Raw genomic sequence first — 18,037 nt, 5'->3', positions numbered from 1 at the left:
ATAAATTGCCCCAGTGTTCCCCATAAATCAGGGTTGAGCTGCCGGGAGCAGCGAAAGAGAGCGATCGTCTGGAACGAGTCGCGAACGACCCTGATGTTGGGGATAAGCTGGGGTTTACCGCGTAGCGGCAATTTAATCACCGGGCGACGGGGTCGCCAGGGGGATGTCGTTATCCCACTGGCACGTTCACCGTTTTCGGGAATTAAAGAGATAACTGAACGCACGGGTGAACGGAAAATCAGCAAGGCTTGCAAATCTCACCCTGACAAAATTGCCAGGGTGACTTGTGACTAAGAGACAGCCTTCAAGGAGAGGAAAATCAATGCTTACGGTAACTTGCTTTCGAGCGGGTTTTTCTGCAAATAATCCGCGCATTCTTGCGTCGGACGATCAACACGTTTCAGCGTCATACCTGCGTATTCTAAAATATTGCCTTCACGTTCCACGCTATAAACTTCGCGTTTATTCGTCACGTTATACCAGTCATCTGAACGCACGGTCAGCTTGCCAGGCAGCGCAATCACACGTTGCCACTGGCGGCAATCCAGCGTGTCACCTTCTTGCGTCACCACCAAAGTAGCAATCGCTTCAGGACTCACCATCTCACTCTGCGGCCCTTCAGACTGCCAGTAACCCGCAAGCCCGGCAGGCGCTGGGGTTTTCACCACTTCGCGGTAATCATCAACTTGCACACAGCCGCTTAACGCCAGCAACACTGTCAATAATGCAATCTTCTTCATCATCTATCCCGACTGCGGAGAAAAAATAATTTTCGCATTAAAGCACTTAGCCCGCCAGTGTTTCAGTGGTTTAGCCGAAAGCTAAACCTGCATGTTCATGACTTCCTGATAAGCAGAAACCAGCTTATTACGCACCTGAATCCCCATTTGTAATGAAACCGAGGATTTTTGCAGGTCAACCATCACATCGTTAAGCGCAACGCCGGGTTTGCCGATGGCAAAGTTTTCGGCCTGAGTGCGGGCAGCGGTTTGTGTTTCGCTGATGCGGCCAAGTGCGGCCTGTAATTCACCGGCAAAGCTGACTTTTGGTTCACTATTTTGAACCGGATTCCCCGCCGACAGCGCCGTTGCCTGCAACTGCTGAAGTACGCCTTCGATACCCTGAATTGCCATTTCCCCTGCCCCAGTAATTTTTAACGCGGCAAGATTAACACCTTGTCAATAGGATAAAGGCGGTAAATAGCGTCAATAAATAGAGCTAATTCAGCCATCGAAATTTTTGAGAAAGAAAATAATAACGCTGCCATCTATGTGGAACTTTTGTTGTGGTTGTCGACCCGGGAGCTCGTTTTGTTCACTCTTTATATTAAAAATGATGTCTATGCCCTGCTGCGAGGTGCTCAATGACCGCAGCGGCCCAGGCACAAACGCCACAAAACAAAACCCAGGAGTGGCTGACCCGCATTCGCGCGAATCCTAAAATCCCGCTGATGGTCGCGGGTGCCGCCGCCATCGCCGTTATTGTTGCCCTCGTACTCTGGGCGAAAACGCCAGATTACAAAGTGCTGTACAGCAATCTGGCGGATCAGGACGGTGGTGCCATCGTCACGCAATTGACCCAAATGAATGTGCCTTATCGCTTCTCCGATAACGGCAGCGCGATTGAAGTTCCCGCCGATAAAGTCTACGACCTGCGTTTACGCCTCGCCCAGCAAGGGTTGCCGAAAGGCGGCGCGGTCGGTTTTGAATTGCTGGACCAGGAAAAGTTCGGCATCAGTCAGTTTAGCGAGCAAGTGAACTACCAGCGTGCGCTGGAAGGTGAACTGGCGCGCACCATCGAAACCCTCGGCCCGGTTAAAACCGCGCGTGTGCATCTGGCGATGCCGAAACCTTCTTTATTTGTCCGCGAACAAAAATCCCCTTCTGCTTCCGTCACGCTGAGCCTCGAGCCAGGCCGCGCATTGGATGAAGGGCAAATCAGCGCGGTGGTGCATATGGTTTCCAGCGCGGTTGCCGGTTTACCGCCGGGCAACGTGACGCTGGTTGATCAGGGCGGGCATCTGCTTACGCAGTCCAATACCGCCGGGCGCGACCTGAACGACGCACAGCTTAAATATGCGATGGATGTCGAAAACCGCTTCCAGCGCCGCATCGAAACGATTCTTGCGCCGATCGTTGGCAGCGGAAATGTTCACGCTCAAGTTACCGCGCAAATCGATTTCTCTAATAAAGAACAAACCGAAGAGCAGTATCGCCCGAACAGCGACCCTTCTCAGTCGGCGGTGCGTTCACGCCAGTTAAACCTGAGTGAGCAAGTCAATGGCCGCAATCCAGGCGGCGTGCCGGGTGCGCTGTCTAACCAGCCTGCGCCACCGAATAACGCACCGATTTCTACGCCACCACAAAATAACCAGGCGAATGCACAGCCGCAAAACCAATCAACATCGACGTCAAGTCAAAGTGGCTCGAGTAACACTCATCGCGACGAAACCACCAACTACGAAGTTGACCGGACTATTCGCCACACCAAGTTGAACGTCGGCGATGTGCAGCGCTTGTCCGTGGCGGTGGTGGTGAATTATCGCCAGTTGTCCGATGGCAAACCGTTGCCGTTGACCGCCGATCAGATGAAGCAAATCGAGAACCTGACGCGTGAAGCGATGGGCTACTCGGATAAGCGCGGCGATACGCTCAACGTGGTGAATTCGCCGTTTAGCGCCACCGATGAAACCAGCCTTGAATTGCCGTTCTGGAAGCAACAAGCCTTCTTCGAAATGTTGATGTCGGCGGGTCGTTGGTTGGTGGTGTTGATTGTCGCCTGGCTGCTGTGGCGCAAAGTGGTTCGCCCACTGATTCAGCGCAAAGAAGCGGTGCAGCTGGCGCAGGTCGAAGCCCAACGCCAGCGTGTTGAAGAAGAAGACGCGGTGTCAGTACGCCTGACCAAAGACGAACAGCAACAACAACGCAAAGTGAATCAAAAACTGAGCGCTGAAGTGATGAGCCAACGCATTCGCGAGATGTCTGATAACGATCCGCGCGTGGTTGCGCTGGTGATACGCCAATGGATGAGTAACGAACTATGAGTATTAGCGGAACAGAGAAGAGCGCAATTCTGTTGATGACCATTGGCGAAGACCGTGCGGCAGAGGTGTTTAAGCACCTCAGCCCGCGTGAAGTCCAGCATCTCAGTGCCGCGATGGCCAGCATTCGCCAGATTTCCAATAAACAGTTAACCGAAGTGTTGGCCGAGTTCGAGCAAGAAGCCGAGCAATACGCCGCGCTGTCGATTAACGCCAACGACTACCTGCGTTCGGTGCTGATCAAAGCGCTGGGCGAGGAACGTGCGTCCAGCCTGCTGGAAGATATTCTGGAAACCCGCGAAACCACTTCGGGCATGGAAACGCTCAACTTTATGGAGCCGCAAAGTGCCGCCGACCTTATCCGCGACGAGCACCCGCAGATTATCGCCACCATTCTTGTGCATCTCAAACGCGGCCAGGCTGCCGATATTCTGGCGCTGTTCGACGAGCGTTTGCGCCACGATGTGATGCTGCGTATCGCCACCTTCGGCGGCGTGCAACCGGCAGCGCTGGCTGAATTGACCGAAGTGCTCAACAACCTGCTCGACGGCCAGAACCTCAAGCGCAGCAAAATGGGCGGCGTAAGAACCGCAGCCGAAATTATCAACCTGATGAAAACGCAGCAGGAAGAAGCGGTTATCTCCGCGGTGCGCGATTTCGACGGCGAGCTGGCACAGAAAATTATCGACGAGATGTTCCTGTTCGAAAACCTCGTGGAAGTGGACGACCGCAGCATCCAGCGCCTGTTGCAGGAAGTGGAGTCCGAATCGCTACTTATCGCCCTCAAAGGTGCGGAACAGCCGCTGCGCGAGAAGTTCCTGCGCAACATGTCGCAACGTGCGGCAGACATTCTGCGCGACGACCTGTCCAACCGTGGCCCGGTGCGCCTGTCGCAGGTGGAAAACGAACAGAAAGCGATTCTGCTTATCGTTCGTCGTCTGGCAGAAACCGGCGAGATGGTGATTGGCACCAGCGAGGATACCTATGTCTAACGGGCTTCCATGGAAAATCTGGACGCCAGACGACCTGGCGCCGCCCTCGCAAAGTTTCGAGCCGCTGTTTGGTTCTGATTCTGATGTTGAGGAAGCTGAACACGAGCAGGAAAGCGCGCCAGATTTACAGCAACAACTTGCACAAATGCAGATGCAGGCCCACGAACAAGGCTATCAGGCCGGTTACGCCGAAGGCCAAAAAGCCGGTATCGAAGAAGGCCGCAAAGTGGGTTTACAGCAAGGCCTGGAACAAGGTCTGGCTGAAGCTAAACAGCAGCAAGCCCCGGTTCATGCCCGAATGCAGCAACTGGTTAGCGAATTCCAGTACACCCTCGACGCCCTCGATAGCGTGATCGCGTCGCGTTTAATGCAAATGGCGCTGGAAGCCGCGCGCCAGGTGATTGGCGAAGTAAAAGGCATTGATAACAACGCATTGATTAAACAGATTCAGGCGCTGTTGCAGCAGGAACCGTTGTTTAGCGGGAAACCGCAACTGCGCGTCCACCCGGACGATTTGCAACGCGTGGAAGAAATGTTAGGCGCAACGCTGAGTCTGCATGGCTGGCGGCTGCGCGGTGATCCGAGTCTGCATCAGGGCGGCTGTAAAGTCTCCGCCGACGAAGGCGATCTCGACGCCAGCGTGGCTACGCGCTGGCAAGAACTCTGCCGCCTCGCCGCCCCAGGAGTGTTGTGATGACCGCCCGATTAACGCGTTGGCTTAATTCGCTCGACAGCTTCGAAGAGCGGATGTCGCAGTTGCCGACTGTGCGCCGTTATGGTCGCCTGACCCGCGCCACCGGGCTGGTGTTGGAAGCCACCGGCCTGCAATTGCCACTGGGCGCGACCTGCATTATCGAGCAGCATTCTCGCGATATCGAATGTGAAGTGGTCGGCTTTAACGGGCAACGCCTGTTTCTGATGCCGCTTGAAGAAGTGGAAGGCATTTTGCCAGGTGCGCGTGTTTATGCCCGCGCCACCAGCGAAGGGGGTTTACATAGCGGGAAGCAATTACCTCTCGGCCCGGCGTTGCTCGGGCGCGTGCTCGACGGCAGCGGTCGCCCGCTCGACAGCCTTCCGGCACCGGAAACGACTGTGTTTGGCGCTTTAGGTGCCGCGCCTTTTAACCCGCTGCAACGAACCCCTATCGAACATGTTCTTGATGTCGGCGTGCGCCCAATCAACGCATTGCTGACGGTGGGCCGTGGGCAGCGTATGGGCCTGTTCGCCGGTTCCGGCGTCGGGAAAAGCGTGCTGTTAGGCATGATGGCGCGATATACCCAGGCCGATGTGATTGTGGTCGGGTTAATCGGCGAGCGTGGTCGTGAAGTTAAAGATTTTATCGAGAACATTCTCGGCCCCGAAGGCCGCGCACGTTCGGTTGTGATTGCCGCACCAGCGGATGTTTCGCCGTTGCTGCGTATGCAAGGTGCGGCTTACGCCACGCGTATTGCGGAAGACTTCCGCGACCGTGGTCAGCACGTACTTTTGATTATGGACTCCCTCACCCGCTACGCGATGGCGCAACGTGAAATCGCCCTCGCCATTGGCGAACCGCCTGCCACCAAAGGTTATCCACCGTCAGTTTTCGCCAAACTTCCGGCGCTGGTGGAACGTGCGGGTAACGGCATTTCTGGCGGCGGGTCGATCACCGCGTTTTATACCGTTCTGACGGAAGGCGACGATCAGCAAGATCCGATTGCCGACTCGGCGCGTGCGATTCTTGACGGCCACATTGTGCTTTCACGCCGCCTTGCAGAAGCGGGGCATTACCCGGCTATCGACATTGAAGCGTCCATCAGTCGCGCCATGACGTCATTGATAACCGATCAGCATTACGCGCGGGTGCGCCATTTCAAACAATTGTTATCCAGCTTCCAGCGCAACCGCGATTTGGTCAGCGTCGGCGCGTATGCCAAAGGCAGCGATCCGCAGCTCGATAAAGCGATTGTGCTGTGGCCGCATCTGGAAGCGTTTTTGCAGCAAGGAATTTTTGAGCGCAGCGGCTGGGAAGAAGCGTGTCAGTCATTAGAGATTATTTTCCCGGGCGTTTGATCAGTTTCGTAGGTCGGATGGATAAGCGTCTGATTTCGTAGGTCGGATAAGCGTCAGCGTCATCCGACAAAAGCTCGACAGGAGTCACAATGAACCAAAGCACAGCACTGGAAACCCTGCACGATCTGGCTGAAAAAGAGGTCGAGGATGCGGCAGTACGCTTAGGGGAAATGCGCCGTGGCTGCCAGCAGGCGGAAGAACAGCTCAACATGCTGATTAACTACCAGTTTGAATACAGCACCAGCCTCAACGACAGCATGAGCCAGGGAATTGCCAGCAACCGTTGGCAGAATTATCAGCAGTTTATTCAGACGCTGGAAAAGGCCATCGACCAGCACCGCCAGCAGTTGATGCAGTGGAATAACAAGGTCAACCAGGCGCTGAATATGTGGCAAGAAAAACAGAAGAGATTGCAGGCCTGGCGCACGTTGCAGGAGCGTAAAGCCGCTCAGGTGTTATTGGCTGAAAACAAACTCGACCAAAAACTGATGGATGAATATGCCCAGCGGGCAACACTGAGGAAACCAGAATAATGATGCAGCCCCTGATGATCACTTCTCCAGATGTCGCAACGTCTACCACGGCTTCCGGCAGCGCCATTTCAGCCGATAAAGGTTTCAGTGAAGATTTCCTGAGCCTGCTCGGTAAAGCCCTGCCCGGCCAGATTTCGCTGGCTGACGGTAAAACTGTCTCCCTCGAAGCTGCGCTCAACAAAACCGCAGGGAAAGGCGTTGCCGCCGCCGCTGATGAAAAAGCCACGCTGGCCTCGCTGTTAGAAAACCTCGATACGTCGGAAGCGTTATCCGCCCTGCTCGCCAATGTGAAGAAAACTGGCGTGGAAGATAAAACAGCACAGGTCGATGCGCAGAACGAGCAAACGCAGACTTTGAGTAACGCCGATATGCAGGCATTAAGCGCGCTGTTCGCCATGCTGCCGCAGCAAACACCGGTTACGAATACGCTGAATGTTCAGCCTGATGCGGAAAGTGATGCCGCCGTGAGCCTGAATACTTTGCTTGCGGGCAGCGGCATCAAAAATACCTTAACCAGTGATGCCCGCACGCCAGCCACAATTGCCGATAAATCCACCGCGCGGGATAACGCGCCCGTGGCGAAAAACGCACCGGCCACCAGCGAACCACTGGTTGATAGCAAAACCTTCGCTTTAAATAATGCCGAAAATGGCAGCCGCGATACTGCGGCAAATAGCGCCGCTAATAACACCAGCCAGGCTTCCACGCTCGCAGCGCCAGCGTTCAGCACCGCCACCGTCGCCACACCTGCCAGCTCACAAATTGCCGTGCCTGTCGCACCACAAATCAGCGCACAACTGGGAAGCCAGGAGTGGCAGCAGGCGGTGAGCCAACACATCACGTTATCTGTTCGTCAGGGCCAGCAAAGTGCCGAACTGCGTTTGCATCCGGAAGATTTAGGCCAGATTCAAATCAGCATGAAGCTCGACGATAACCAGGCGCAATTGCAGATGGTTTCAGCGCACAGTCACGTGCGTGCCGCGCTGGAAGCCACATTACCGAACTTGCGTATTGCGCTGGCAGAAAGCGGAATTGAGCTTGGGCAGAGCAGTATCAGCAGCGAAAGTTTTGCCGGGCAGCAACAGCAATCTGACCAGCAACAACAGCAAACTCAACGCTCTGGCGGCAGTTTCCCTTCAATGGGCGGTGACGCCGAATCCCTCGCCGTTCCGGCCAGCGTGCAGCGTTTAGCCTCGGGAAATAATGCGGTGGATATTTTCGCCTGAGAAACGCTCCCTAAGCTAAACGAGAAAGATAGCGACAAATATCACGTGTTTTCGGGGCTTTGAACGCCCGGCGACACGGGATAATCAATCCATATGCAGTACCGAATACAGGAAAGATGCGTTTTATGACTGACAACGCTTTGCCAAAAGGCCGCAAGCGCTCCATCTGGATGCCGTTACTGGTCCTGATTACCCTTGCCGCGTGTGCAACCGCCGGTTATAGCTACTGGCGTATGCAGCAACAGCCTGCATCTGCACAAGTAAAAGCGCCTGAGCCACCGCCTGCGCCGGTATTTTTCGCGCTCGACACCTTCACCGTTAACCTCGGTGATGCCGATCGCGTGTTGTACATTGGCGTCACGTTGCGTCTGAAAGATGAAGCGACGCGCCAGCGTTTGAGCGAATTCCTGCCTGAAGTGCGCAGCCGTTTATTGCTGCTGTTTTCCCGCCAGGATGGTGCCGCGCTGGCAACCGACGAGGGCAAACAGAAGCTGGTGGAAGCCATCAAAAATACGCTGGCTCCGCCGCTGGTCGCCGGGCAACCCCAACAGGTAGTCAGCGACGTGCTGTATACCGCTTTCATTTTGCGGTAATCCCATGGGCGATAGCATTCTCTCACAGGCCGAAATTGACGCACTGTTAAATGGCGACAGTGACACTTCCGACGAACCTAAAAGCAGCGTCGTCAACGAAACCGATATTCGTCCTTACGACCCGAATACCCAGCGTCGCGTGGTGCGCGAGCGCTTGCAGGCGCTGGAGATCATTAATGAGCGCTTTGCTCGTCAGTTCCGTATGGGGTTGTTTAACCTGTTGCGCCGTAGCCCGGACATTACCGTCGGGGCGATTCGCATTCAGCCATACCACGAGTTTGCTCGTAACCTGCCGGTGCCTACCAACCTCAACTTGATGCACCTGAAACCGTTGCGCGGCACCGGTTTGTTTGTGTTCTCGCCAAGTCTGGTGTTTATCGCCGTCGATAACCTGTTTGGTGGCGACGGGCGTTTCCCGACCAAAGTGGAAGGCCGGGAATTTACCCACACCGAGCAGCGCGTGATTAACCGCATGTTGAAACTGGCGCTGGAATCTTACAGCGACGCATGGAAAGCCATTTATCCGCTGGAAGTGGAATATGTGCGTTCCGAAATGCAGGTCAAATTTACCAACATTACGACGTCGCCAAACGACATCGTGGTGAATACGCCATTCCATGTGGAAATCGGCAACCTGACCGGCGAATTTAATATCTGCCTGCCGTTCAGCATGATTGAGCCGTTGCGCGAACTGCTGGTGAACCCGCCGCTGGAAAACTCCCGCCAGGAAGACCAGAGCTGGCGCGATACGCTGGTGCGTCAGGTTCAGCATTCTGAACTTGAGCTGATTGCCAACTTTGCCGACATTCCGCTGCGTCTGTCGCAAATTTTAAAATTGAAACCGGGTGACGTGTTGCCGATTGATAAACCGGACCGGATTCTGGCGCACGTTGACGGTGTTCCGGTGCTGACCAGTCAGTACGGCACGCTTAACGGCCAGTACGCTTTACGCGTCGAACATTTGATCAACCCAATACTGAATTCGCTGAACGAGGAACAGCCCAAATGAGTGATATTAATCAACCGTCCGACGACAATGCCGGCTCCGTGGACGATCTGTGGGCTGATGCGTTAAACGAACAAAAAGTCTCCACCAACAAAAGCACCGCCGACAGCGTATTCCGTGCGCTGGAAGGCAATGACATTGCAGGCGCGATGCAGGATATCGACCTGATTATGGATATTCCGGTCAAGCTGACGGTTGAACTGGGTCGCACGCGCATGACCATCAAAGAGCTGCTGCGTTTGTCGCAAGGTTCGGTGGTAGCCCTCGATGGTTTGGCGGGCGAACCGCTGGATATCCTGATCAACGGCTACCTGATTGCGCAGGGCGAAGTGGTGGTCGTGGCGGATAAATACGGTGTGCGTATTACCGACATTATTACGCCGTCCGAACGTATGCGTCGTCTGAGCCGTTAATTCAATGAAAACCCAGGCATCCGTTCAGCAACAATCCGCCACCAGCACCGGTTCCCCACTGGTGCAAGTGAGCGGTGCATTAACCGCCATTATCGTGTTTATTTTGCTGGCCGCCTGGGTGGCAAAACGCTTTGGCTTTGCGCCGAAAACCGGCTCCAGCAAAGAGATGAAAGTCAGTGCCAGTTGCAGCGTGGGCGCGCGTGAACGCGTGGTGATTGTCGATGTGCAGGACGCCCGCCTGGTGCTGGGCGTGACGGCCGGGAAAATCACCCATTTGCATACGCTGCCCGCCGCAGCCGTAAGCGAAACCGTTGCACCTGCCCAACAGGCTGATTTCCAGACTCTAATGAAAAATAGTTTGATGAAAAACCTGCTTAAACGTAACGGGAAAGATTGATGAAACGTTGGCTCCCCTTCTCGTTGCTCGGCTTGCTGTTTTTGATGCCAGCCGCATTGGCTCAATTGCCGGGGCTTATCAGCCAGCCGATGTCTAACGGCGGGCAGAGCTGGACGCTGCCGGTGCAGACGCTGGTGTTTATTACCTCGCTGACGTTCTTACCCGCCATTTTGCTGATGATGACCAGCTTTACGCGCATCATTATTGTTTTCGGCCTGCTGCGCAGTGCGCTCGGCACGCCTTCCGCACCGCCAAACCAGGTGTTGCTCGGCCTGGCGCTGTTTTTAACGTTTTTCATTATGGCTCCGGTGTTCGATAAAATTTATACCGATGCTTATCAGCCGTTTAGTGAAAACAAAATCCAGATGGATGAAGCGCTGGAACGCGGTTCAAAGCCGTTGCGTGAGTTTATGCTGCGACAAACCCGTGAAGCGGATCTGGCACTGTTTGCCCGTCTGGCGAACACGCCGCCGCTCGAAGGGCCAGAAGTGGTGCCGATGCGTATTTTGCTTCCGGCGTACGTCACCAGCGAGCTGAAAACCGCTTTCCAGATTGGCTTTACGGTATTCATTCCATTTTTGATTATCGACCTGGTGATTGCCAGCGTGCTGATGGCGCTGGGGATGATGATGGTGCCACCAGCCACCATTGCCCTGCCCTTTAAATTAATGCTGTTTGTGTTAGTGGATGGCTGGCAATTGCTGGTCGGTTCGCTGGCGCAAAGTTTCTACAGTTAGAGGGGAAAACGATGACTCCTGAGTCGGTCATGATGATGGGCACCGAAGCCATGAAAGTGGCTTTGGCGCTCGCCGCCCCGCTGTTGATGGTGGCGTTGGTTACCGGGCTTGTGATCAGTATGTTGCAGGCCGCGACGCAGATAAACGAAATGACGCTGTCGTTTATTCCCAAAATTCTGGCGGTGTTTGTCACTATTATCGTTGCAGGGCCGTGGATGCTGAATCTGCTGCTGGATTATATGCGCACACTGCTGACGAATATTCCGATGAACATTGGATGATTCATATTGATAGTAGCCAGTGGCTCACTTTATTGAGTATGGGTTTCTGGCCCTTTATTCGTATTCTGGCTTTAATTTCCACCGCCCCGATTCTGAGCGAACGGGCGATTTCCAAAAAGGTGAAAGTTGGCCTCGCGCTGATGATTACCTGGCTTGTGGCCCCCACGCTCCCCGCAACCGATGTGACGATTTTCTCCGCTGCGGGCTTCTGGCTTGCCGCGCAGCAAATCCTGATTGGTATCGCGCTAGGCTTCACCATGCAGTTTGCTTTTGCCGCCGTGCGTACCGCAGGCGAAATTATCGGCCTGCAAATGGGGCTGTCTTTCGCCACCTTCTTCGACCCCGGCAGCCGCCTGAACATGCCCGTCCTCGCCCGCTTTATGGATATGCTGGCGATGCTGTTGTTTCTGGTGTTTAACGGTCATTTATGGCTGATTTCGATGCTGGTCGATACTTTTCACACGCTGCCCATCGGCGGTGATCCGATCAACAGCAATGCGTTTATGGCGCTGACGCGTGCGGGCGGGTTGATCTTCCTCAATGGATTAATGCTGGCGTTACCGCTGATTACTTTGTTGCTGACGCTCAACATTGCGCTGGGTTTGCTCAACCGTATGTCTCCGCAGCTTTCGGTATTCGTGATTGGTTTCCCGCTGACGCTCGCCGTCGGAATGTTGGTGATGACGGCGTTAATTCCTTTAATGGCTCCTTTCACCGAACACTTATTTAGTGAGGTATTTAATTTACTCGCCGATATTGTGAGTGAAATTCCCGCGAATTAATCCCATACAGTTTGTGCCGCTTATTGAGGATATTCCTAAAAGCTTTGTTGTGCGACATCCACCAGGATATATCCGGCGCGGCTTATATGCATTTACTTATCTCACATAATCTAACATTCACTTTACTTTGAGAAGTTTCTTAGCAAATTATACATAACTTTACTGGATAGTTGTTATGCCTAAAAATACTTCGCGGGTAAAAAGGGGGGGATGTTATGTCAACGATCATTATGGATTTATGCAGTTATACCCGGCTGGGATTAACGGGATATTTAACCAGCCGTGGCATCCGAAAACGACAGATGACCAACGTCGAAACGATAGACGAGCTGGCGCTTGCGTGCGAGTCCCAGACGCCTAATGTGGTGTTTATTAATGAAGACTGTTTTATTCATGATGCTCAGAGCAGCGAGAGAATTAAGCAGATCATTAATCAGCATCCCAGCACTTTATTTCTGGTCTTCATGGCCATCGCCAATATTCATTTCGATGAATATCTTTTAGTACGCAGCAATTTACTGATCAGTTCTAAATCTATAAAACCAGAATCATTAGACGAAATACTCTCAGAATATTTAGCAAAAAATGCGCACTGCATCGGCCATATTAATTTACCCACGTTATCATTAAGCCGTACTGAGTCGAGTATGTTGAAAATGTGGATGTCCGGTCAGGGCACGATTCAAATATCTGACCAGATGAATATCAAGGCCAAAACGGTATCATCGCATAAAGGAAATATAAAGCGAAAGATAAAGACGCATAATAAACAGGTGATTTATCACGTGGTGCGTCTGACGGATAATGTCACTAATGGGATTTTTGTGAACTTACGCTAAGCATTCGATTTGAATCTCCCCCTCACCCGCGCCAACTCAGGCGCAGAGTGAGGGAGTGCAATCAGGCCGTCTTTTCTACAAAAATACCGTCCGGGTGTCCTGATTCATTAAAGAACCAGATCCCCAACGGATATTCCTCAAGCGACACCAGGTACATCGTCCCTTCGCTAAATTGCTCGACGGCTAACACCACGCCTGGCCGACGCGGACCACCATCGGTTTTTACTGTGACGCGATCGTTGATATTCATAACAAAAGTCCTCCGGTTGCTTTGTGCCAGTGTAGATCAAAAACGACTCATTCGCATCGCATGATGCATCGCCTTGAGCATTTTGTTAAACGACTATACTTGATAGCGGGACTGGCAATCGGTACTCCCCGGAGGACTACGGCATGAAGACCGCGAAAGATCTCAATGAAAGCACGCGTATTGACGTTGATGCGCTTCTTGCGGCCATCAATGAGATAAGTGAAAGCGAAGTGACACGTTCAGGCGACGACCCGCAGCGGGCCAGCATAGATGGACGCACATGGCACACCTACTCCGAACTGGCGGAAGCCTTCGAGTTGGATATCCATGATTTTAGTGTCAATGAAGTGAATCGCTAGAGTACCCGAAATAATTCGAGTTGCAGGAAGGCGGCAAGTGAAGGAATCCCGATGAGCTTACTTAAGTAAGTGATTCGGGTGACTGAGTGCAGCTAACGCACCTGCAGCTCGAAGTATGAAGGGTAAAAGAATCCCGGCAGTATTAATGCCGGGATCAAACTTGCGTTCGCAAGAAGCACTTGAAAAATTCGTTACACCAGGAAATCTGATGTGCGTTCACCATACATCAGATTTATTTCAAAACCATTAAATATTCAGCATATGAATTTTAATATTTTGAATATGCTTTGTGTAAAAATCGCCGCTATGCCTTAGCGTACGCGGCTTTTCAGGGAATGTTCCCATACCCATAAATGATTAAGTTGCTATTTAATTGAGAGTATTCCTGGTCACGGAGATCTTAATTTTTGAACTTTAGGAGAAGCGCCATGCCGCATTTGCACGATCCGTTATTAATCGTTTCTGATCTTGATGGAACATTGCTGGAGCATCACTCCTATCGTTGGGAAGCGGCAAGCGAATGGATCCGTGTTTTGCGCCAACACGACATCCCGTTAATTTTATGCAGCACCAAAAGTGCCGCTGAGATTATGGCCTGGCAGGACGAACTTTCTTTAACCGGTCAGGCGTTTATTGCTGAGAACGGGGCAGTTATCCAACTCGACGCCAGTTGGAGCGACAGCGATGACTACCCTCGCCTGCTCACCGGCATTAGCCACGAAGAACTGCTTTCTGTGCTGGATAAACTGCGCCAGAAATATGGCTTCAAATTTACCTGCTTTGCCGATGTCGACGAAAACACGCTTAGCGAACTAACCGGGCTGACGCGCAAACAGGCGAGCCTGGCGAAACTCAGTGAAGCCTCCGAAACGTTAATCTGGCGCGATAGCGAAGAAATGATGGCCGCATTTAGCGACCAACTTGCGGCGCTGGGTTTAATGCTGCTACAGGGCGGGCGTTTTTGGCATGTGCTGGATATGCAGGCGGGCAAAGATAAGGCGGTGCATTGGCTGCAACAACAATTCCGACAACGCGAAGGAAAGCCGCGCATCACTATCGGCCTTGGCGACAGCCCAAGCGATGCCTTGCTGCTCGATAGCGTCGATTACGCGGTGATTGTGAAAGGCTACAGTCGCCAGGCAGTGACGCTGCAAAAAGACAATCCGCAGCGTGTTTACCGTAGCCAGAATTATGGCCCTGAAGGCTGGAAAGAGGGCCTCGACCATTTTATTACTACGAAATAAAACCGGGGCTTAATCGGTATGACAGACCCGATTACGCCCTTCTTGCTTGGCTTTATACAAGCGATGGTCAGCGTGCGATTGCAGGCGCTCAAAATCGTAATCATCAAATTCAAATGCGCTGCTGACACCAAATGACGCGCTGATCCTCACGGTCGTCCCTTGTTTTAACAGTAACTCTTTGCTGTTAATCCGCACTCTGATGCGCTCGGCGACTTTTGTCGCCTCTTCAAGTGAGGTATCAGGCAACACGATGCAGAACTCTTCACCGCCCACCCGCCCGGCTACATCCCCTTGACGGAACGCATCGCTCAGCATGGCTGCTGCATGCGCCAGAACTTTATCGCCGCTGCTGTGTCCGTATTTGTCATTGATGCTTTTGAACAGATCGAGATCCATCTGAATAACCGAGAACGGCTGCGCCTGTTGTTTACATTCTTGCGACAGTTTGCGAGCCAGCTCGAAGAATGCCCCACGGTTATATAAGCGCGTTAAGGTGTCGTAATTTGCCCGCCAGGTAAGGGTTTGTTGCAGGCTAAACATGTTGTTGACCAGGCGGCGGATCACGACCCATGATGCGAACAACATGAGAGTCGACAGCATCCACAGAACACTCAGCACGATACTGATGCGGCCAAACTCGCCCTGAACGCCCTCTTCCAGGGTGTGAACTTTGATTAGCAAACCATCGTAATTGTTAAGCTTCGCCCAGGTGATAAAACGGCTGTCCATGCGCAACTCCCCTTCGTCACCCGCTTTTGCCGCCGTCACCGCGCTGGCGATTTGTGCCAATTGTGGCGCGGTAAACATGGGGTGTAGTGGCAAGCTTTGTGCGGAAGTAGCGATTGGATTTAGCTCGTTGTCATACAACAGAACAGTGCCTTCATGATCTTCATTGTGGGCCTGTTGTAGAAAGGTATGGAGCGAATCAATCGGGTAATCGAGGGCCAGAACGCCATACCAACGGCCATTGTAATCGAGCGGAATCGCCGCCGTGATAATCTGCCCGGTGGTCGATTCAGGGTTAAATGTGTGTGTCCATTTCAACGCGCGATCTGGGTTGTTTGCCGGGGATTGCGAGGAAAAATACGGCTGCGCGACCAGGCGATAATACAACGCGACGATTTGCGGATCGTTCGGCGGCGGCGTGCTGGTGAGGAAAAATCCACTGCGCGAAGCATAGAACATGCGCCGTGGCAGTGTTTGCGTCTGGTGAGACAAACGCATGATGTAGCTCAGTTCAAGAGCCGAGCTTAATTCCGTGTGAATCGTCTGCTCGTCACGATCAAGCAATGGACTGTTATTCACAAATTCATCGGAGACACCGTTCATCGGCAGGCTGCGGTTTAAATCGAGACGCAATTGCCAGTACGGTTGTGTGCGTAACGCATCAAAATCGGCGAGTGTTTTGCGTGTTTTATCCGTAGAAATGGGCGATTGCAGCGCGTAAAGCATGCTGTTGCGATAAAAAAGCAGATTGTCGATATTGTGCTGAAGTTGCCGGTCTAACAACGTGGCAACATTATCCAGGCTGTTACGCTGACTGGAGACATAGGCCCCTTCAAGCACCACGGCTTCGCGCCAGGTGAGTACCGTGGAAAACAGAAATACCACAATAAAACAAAGGTTAACGACCTTTTGCGGATTTTTAAAGCGGCTTATCACGCGTTGAATTGCATTGCCAAACACTGACACACTCCCTGAAACCGCTATCGCCCAAAATCCATTTACCCAGCCCAATCCATGCTTTAGCCGACATGGACGGTTATGCTATCCAAAATGATACATTAACACTCAGGATTATCGCTAAGGGTAAATATATTCATGGCAATTATATTACTCTCAAAATGCACCCGCTTCTGAAAATAAAACGCCCGGTCACTGACCGGGCATTGAGATCGGTGATAACCCCCACCGTAGGTCGGATAAGCGCCAGCGTCATCTGACAAAACCCGTTTATCGACACTATGCTGGTTAGCCTTGGCTGGTTAGCCTTGCGCGCCTCCCGCTGTTGCCAGTGGGGCAAGGTCATCCTCTCGGAAGGCCTCGCGCTTGACACCAAATCCATCATACCAACGACACTCCACCATACCGCTGGAAAACCCGGTAACAATCATCCTTGGGCCACCATTCTTAGGTTGGACTTCATCGCTGACCACAAAGACCATAACCGCCTCCTGTATCAGGGTGAAAACTTCTACAGTTATAGACAATGACCTGGGGTTTTGCCTGGCTAAACGGGCAAATTTACGCAAATTGTTAGTGAACTGTGCTGCCGCGCAGACGACCAATACCATTTACCACTGCCAGCACAATCGCGCCGATGATAAAACCAATCACCAGGTTAGCAACGGTTGGCCCCAGTAAATGCACCACACCGCCCATTTTCTGGGTCCAGTTTTCAATGGCGTGATGCAGTAGCGGAACACCGTGAACCAGAATGCCGCCGCCCACTAAGAACATCGCCAGCGTGCCCACCACGGACAGGAACTTCATCAGCCACGGCGCGAGCACTAATAACCCTTTGCCAATCCCACGAGCGATTACAGAGGTTTTCTCCACCAGCCAGAAACCCAGGTCGTCGAGTTTGACGATAATCCCCACGATGCCATACACGCCGACGGTGACCACAATCGCAATGCCGGACAACACCAGCACCTGGTTAAGCAGCGGCGCGTCGGCCACGATACCCAAGGTGATGGCAATGATTTCCGCTGAAAGAATAAAGTCGGTACGAATCGCCCCTTTGACTTTGTCCTTTTCATAAACCTTCGGATCCTGAGCCGCGATGTCATCCAGCCGCTGTTGGCGTTCTTCCGGGGTTTCTTTGTGTTTACGCGCATGCAGGCTATGCATGACTTTTTCAACGCCTTCATAGCAAAGGAACGCACCACCAATCATCAATAAAGGCGTGATAGCCCACGGTGCGAACGCGCTGATAATCAGGGCCAGCGGCACGAGGATCAGTTTATTAAGGAACGATCCTTTGGCGACTTGCCAGACCACGGGAAGCTCCCGGTTGGCCCTCACACCTGAAACTTGTTGCGCGTTTAGCGATAAATCATCCCCCAACACCCCGGCGGTTTTCTTGGCCGCCAGTTTCCCCATCATCGAAATATCGTCAAGTAAAGTCGCGATATCATCCAGCAACGTTAATAAGCTACTTCCAGCCATTTAATGAACATCCTTTTTTGTTTGTCTGCCTAACAGTATGGAACAAAAGTCAGTTGTGGAAAAACGAAGTCGCGTGTCAACAAAAATTAACATTTTTTAAACAAGTAAAAACCTCGCAAGAA

The 18,037-nt window shown here is 52.6% G+C and carries 23 protein-coding genes; 17 read left to right on the top strand and 6 right to left on the bottom strand.

Annotated features, from left to right (window positions below; genetic code table 11):
• The coding region (locus D6029_RS22425; protein ID WP_208642689.1) for a hypothetical protein at positions 1–294 on the top strand (294 nt) is incomplete at its 5' end.
• Between the two features lie 32 nt (positions 295–326).
• Here D6029_RS22425 and yedD read toward each other — a convergent pair.
• On the bottom strand, positions 327–740 hold the full coding sequence (gene yedD / locus D6029_RS15950; protein ID WP_120065673.1) for a lipoprotein YedD: 414 nt from the start codon (positions 738–740) through the stop codon (positions 327–329).
• A gap of 81 nt (positions 741–821) precedes the next feature.
• Positions 822–1,133, bottom strand: coding sequence for a flagellar hook-basal body complex protein FliE (gene fliE, locus D6029_RS15945; RefSeq protein WP_120065663.1), 312 nt, complete (start codon positions 1,131–1,133; stop codon positions 822–824).
• A gap of 230 nt (positions 1,134–1,363) precedes the next feature.
• Here fliE and fliF point away from each other — a divergent pair, with 230 nt between their 5' ends.
• The 14 genes from fliF (at position 1,364) to rcsA (ending at position 12,891) form a co-directional block, all read left to right on the top strand.
• A complete protein-coding gene (gene fliF / locus D6029_RS15940; RefSeq protein WP_120065661.1) occupies positions 1,364–3,043 on the top strand; it encodes a flagellar basal-body MS-ring/collar protein FliF in 1,680 nt (559 codons plus the stop codon).
• A complete protein-coding gene (fliG, locus tag D6029_RS15935; RefSeq protein WP_115628001.1) occupies positions 3,040–4,032 on the top strand; it encodes a flagellar motor switch protein FliG in 993 nt (330 codons plus the stop codon). The genes fliF and fliG overlap by 4 nt, the downstream gene beginning before the upstream one ends.
• Positions 4,025–4,726: a flagellar assembly protein FliH gene (fliH, locus tag D6029_RS15930; protein ID WP_120065660.1), complete on the top strand. Its 702-nt coding sequence runs from the start codon at positions 4,025–4,027 to the stop codon at positions 4,724–4,726. Before fliG ends, fliH begins: the two co-directional genes overlap by 8 nt.
• Positions 4,726–6,084 carry a flagellar protein export ATPase FliI gene (fliI, locus tag D6029_RS15925; protein WP_120065659.1) on the top strand — a complete coding sequence of 453 codons (1,359 nt, stop codon included), beginning with the start codon at positions 4,726–4,728 and terminating at the stop codon, positions 6,082–6,084. The genes fliH and fliI overlap by 1 nt, the downstream gene beginning before the upstream one ends.
• 89 nt (positions 6,085–6,173) lie before the next feature.
• Complete coding sequence (fliJ, locus tag D6029_RS15920) at positions 6,174–6,617, top strand: flagellar export protein FliJ (RefSeq protein WP_120065657.1); 444 nt, start codon at positions 6,174–6,176, stop codon at positions 6,615–6,617.
• On the top strand, positions 6,617–7,843 hold the full coding sequence (locus D6029_RS15915) for a flagellar hook-length control protein FliK (RefSeq protein WP_244212418.1): 1,227 nt from the start codon (positions 6,617–6,619) through the stop codon (positions 7,841–7,843). Before fliJ ends, D6029_RS15915 begins: the two co-directional genes overlap by 1 nt.
• 125 nt (positions 7,844–7,968) lie before the next feature.
• Positions 7,969–8,436: a flagellar basal body-associated protein FliL gene (fliL, locus tag D6029_RS15910; protein ID WP_120065670.1), complete on the top strand. Its 468-nt coding sequence runs from the start codon at positions 7,969–7,971 to the stop codon at positions 8,434–8,436.
• Positions 8,437–8,440: 4 nt separating this feature from the next.
• Positions 8,441–9,445, top strand: a complete 1,005-nt coding sequence (fliM, locus tag D6029_RS15905) for a flagellar motor switch protein FliM (RefSeq protein WP_120065655.1) — start codon at positions 8,441–8,443, stop codon at positions 9,443–9,445.
• On the top strand, positions 9,442–9,855 hold the full coding sequence (fliN, locus tag D6029_RS15900) for a flagellar motor switch protein FliN (protein ID WP_034496354.1): 414 nt from the start codon (positions 9,442–9,444) through the stop codon (positions 9,853–9,855). Before fliM ends, fliN begins: the two co-directional genes overlap by 4 nt.
• Positions 9,856–9,859: 4 nt before the next feature.
• Complete coding sequence (gene fliO, locus D6029_RS15895) at positions 9,860–10,252, top strand: flagellar biosynthetic protein FliO (protein ID WP_120065653.1); 393 nt, start codon at positions 9,860–9,862, stop codon at positions 10,250–10,252.
• Positions 10,252–10,989, top strand: coding sequence for a flagellar type III secretion system pore protein FliP (gene fliP, locus D6029_RS15890; protein WP_120065652.1), 738 nt, complete (start codon positions 10,252–10,254; stop codon positions 10,987–10,989). Before fliO ends, fliP begins: the two co-directional genes overlap by 1 nt.
• Before the next feature lie 11 nt (positions 10,990–11,000).
• Positions 11,001–11,270, top strand: coding sequence for a flagellar biosynthesis protein FliQ (gene fliQ, locus D6029_RS15885; RefSeq protein ID WP_034458225.1), 270 nt, complete (start codon positions 11,001–11,003; stop codon positions 11,268–11,270).
• A complete protein-coding gene (gene fliR, locus D6029_RS15880; RefSeq protein WP_120065650.1) occupies positions 11,267–12,052 on the top strand; it encodes a flagellar biosynthetic protein FliR in 786 nt (261 codons plus the stop codon). Before fliQ ends, fliR begins: the two co-directional genes overlap by 4 nt.
• Positions 12,053–12,267: 215 nt before the next feature.
• Positions 12,268–12,891: a transcriptional regulator RcsA gene (gene rcsA / locus D6029_RS15875; RefSeq protein WP_034496363.1), complete on the top strand. Its 624-nt coding sequence runs from the start codon at positions 12,268–12,270 to the stop codon at positions 12,889–12,891.
• Between the two features lie 61 nt (positions 12,892–12,952).
• On the opposite strand, the gene dsrB is transcribed toward rcsA, so the two are convergent.
• Positions 12,953–13,141, bottom strand: a complete 189-nt coding sequence (dsrB, locus tag D6029_RS15870; protein ID WP_120065649.1) for a protein DsrB — start codon at positions 13,139–13,141, stop codon at positions 12,953–12,955.
• 143 nt (positions 13,142–13,284) lie between these two features.
• Here dsrB and yodD point away from each other — a divergent pair, with 143 nt between their 5' ends.
• Both yodD and D6029_RS15860 read left to right on the top strand, forming a co-directional pair.
• Positions 13,285–13,500 carry a YodD family peroxide/acid resistance protein gene (gene yodD / locus D6029_RS15865; RefSeq protein ID WP_120065648.1) on the top strand — a complete coding sequence of 72 codons (216 nt, stop codon included), beginning with the start codon at positions 13,285–13,287 and terminating at the stop codon, positions 13,498–13,500.
• A gap of 428 nt (positions 13,501–13,928) precedes the next feature.
• Positions 13,929–14,744, top strand: a complete 816-nt coding sequence (locus D6029_RS15860) for a mannosyl-3-phosphoglycerate phosphatase-related protein (RefSeq protein WP_120065647.1) — start codon at positions 13,929–13,931, stop codon at positions 14,742–14,744.
• 9 nt (positions 14,745–14,753) lie between these two features.
• Here the strand turns inward: D6029_RS15860 and dgcQ are convergent, their stop codons facing one another.
• From dgcQ to D6029_RS15845, 3 genes are all read right to left on the bottom strand, one after another.
• Positions 14,754–16,430 (bottom strand): cellulose biosynthesis regulator diguanylate cyclase DgcQ, encoded by a 1,677-nt coding sequence (gene dgcQ / locus D6029_RS15855; protein WP_167456018.1) that lies wholly within the window; start codon positions 16,428–16,430, stop codon positions 14,754–14,756.
• 299 nt (positions 16,431–16,729) lie between these two features.
• Entirely contained in the window at positions 16,730–16,909 is a 180-nt protein-coding gene (locus D6029_RS15850; protein ID WP_120065646.1) for a YodC family protein, read from the bottom strand.
• 91 nt (positions 16,910–17,000) lie between these two features.
• Positions 17,001–17,915, bottom strand: coding sequence for a DUF808 domain-containing protein (locus D6029_RS15845; protein ID WP_120065645.1), 915 nt, complete (start codon positions 17,913–17,915; stop codon positions 17,001–17,003).
• Between the last annotated feature and the right edge of the window lie 122 nt (positions 17,916–18,037).

Origin of the sequence: Buttiauxella izardii (assembly GCF_003601925.1) — a bacterium.
Classification (GTDB): Bacteria; Pseudomonadota; Gammaproteobacteria; order Enterobacterales; family Enterobacteriaceae; genus Buttiauxella; species Buttiauxella izardii.
The sequence above is the reverse complement of the archived record's forward strand: the minus strand, read 5'-3'. Positions and strand labels throughout refer to the sequence as shown.

What these genes read in the sequence shown, in the direction of transcription:
- fliG (WP_115628001.1), top strand. Translation starts at nt 3,040, where the DNA reads ATGAGTATTAGCGGAACAGAGAAGAGCGCAATTCTGTTGATGACCATT.
- fliE (WP_120065663.1), bottom strand. Translation starts at nt 1,133, where the DNA reads ATGGCAATTCAGGGTATCGAAGGCGTACTTCAGCAGTTGCAGGCAACG.
- rcsA (WP_034496363.1), top strand. Translation starts at nt 12,268, where the DNA reads ATGTCAACGATCATTATGGATTTATGCAGTTATACCCGGCTGGGATTA.
- D6029_RS15845 (WP_120065645.1), bottom strand. Translation starts at nt 17,915, where the DNA reads ATGGCTGGAAGTAGCTTATTAACGTTGCTGGATGATATCGCGACTTTA.
- fliF (WP_120065661.1), top strand. Translation starts at nt 1,364, where the DNA reads ATGACCGCAGCGGCCCAGGCACAAACGCCACAAAACAAAACCCAGGAG.
- fliN (WP_034496354.1), top strand. Translation starts at nt 9,442, where the DNA reads ATGAGTGATATTAATCAACCGTCCGACGACAATGCCGGCTCCGTGGAC.
- fliL (WP_120065670.1), top strand. Translation starts at nt 7,969, where the DNA reads ATGACTGACAACGCTTTGCCAAAAGGCCGCAAGCGCTCCATCTGGATG.
- fliP (WP_120065652.1), top strand. Translation starts at nt 10,252, where the DNA reads ATGAAACGTTGGCTCCCCTTCTCGTTGCTCGGCTTGCTGTTTTTGATG.
- fliQ (WP_034458225.1), top strand. Translation starts at nt 11,001, where the DNA reads ATGACTCCTGAGTCGGTCATGATGATGGGCACCGAAGCCATGAAAGTG.
- fliR (WP_120065650.1), top strand. Translation starts at nt 11,267, where the DNA reads ATGATTCATATTGATAGTAGCCAGTGGCTCACTTTATTGAGTATGGGT.
- yedD (WP_120065673.1), bottom strand. Translation starts at nt 740, where the DNA reads ATGAAGAAGATTGCATTATTGACAGTGTTGCTGGCGTTAAGCGGCTGT.
- D6029_RS15850 (WP_120065646.1), bottom strand. Translation starts at nt 16,909, where the DNA reads ATGGTCTTTGTGGTCAGCGATGAAGTCCAACCTAAGAATGGTGGCCCA.
- D6029_RS15915 (WP_244212418.1), top strand. Translation starts at nt 6,617, where the DNA reads ATGATGCAGCCCCTGATGATCACTTCTCCAGATGTCGCAACGTCTACC.
- D6029_RS15860 (WP_120065647.1), top strand. Translation starts at nt 13,929, where the DNA reads ATGCCGCATTTGCACGATCCGTTATTAATCGTTTCTGATCTTGATGGA.
- yodD (WP_120065648.1), top strand. Translation starts at nt 13,285, where the DNA reads ATGAAGACCGCGAAAGATCTCAATGAAAGCACGCGTATTGACGTTGAT.
- fliM (WP_120065655.1), top strand. Translation starts at nt 8,441, where the DNA reads ATGGGCGATAGCATTCTCTCACAGGCCGAAATTGACGCACTGTTAAAT.
- fliH (WP_120065660.1), top strand. Translation starts at nt 4,025, where the DNA reads ATGTCTAACGGGCTTCCATGGAAAATCTGGACGCCAGACGACCTGGCG.
- dsrB (WP_120065649.1), bottom strand. Translation starts at nt 13,141, where the DNA reads ATGAATATCAACGATCGCGTCACAGTAAAAACCGATGGTGGTCCGCGT.
- fliO (WP_120065653.1), top strand. Translation starts at nt 9,860, where the DNA reads ATGAAAACCCAGGCATCCGTTCAGCAACAATCCGCCACCAGCACCGGT.
- fliI (WP_120065659.1), top strand. Translation starts at nt 4,726, where the DNA reads ATGACCGCCCGATTAACGCGTTGGCTTAATTCGCTCGACAGCTTCGAA.
- fliJ (WP_120065657.1), top strand. Translation starts at nt 6,174, where the DNA reads ATGAACCAAAGCACAGCACTGGAAACCCTGCACGATCTGGCTGAAAAA.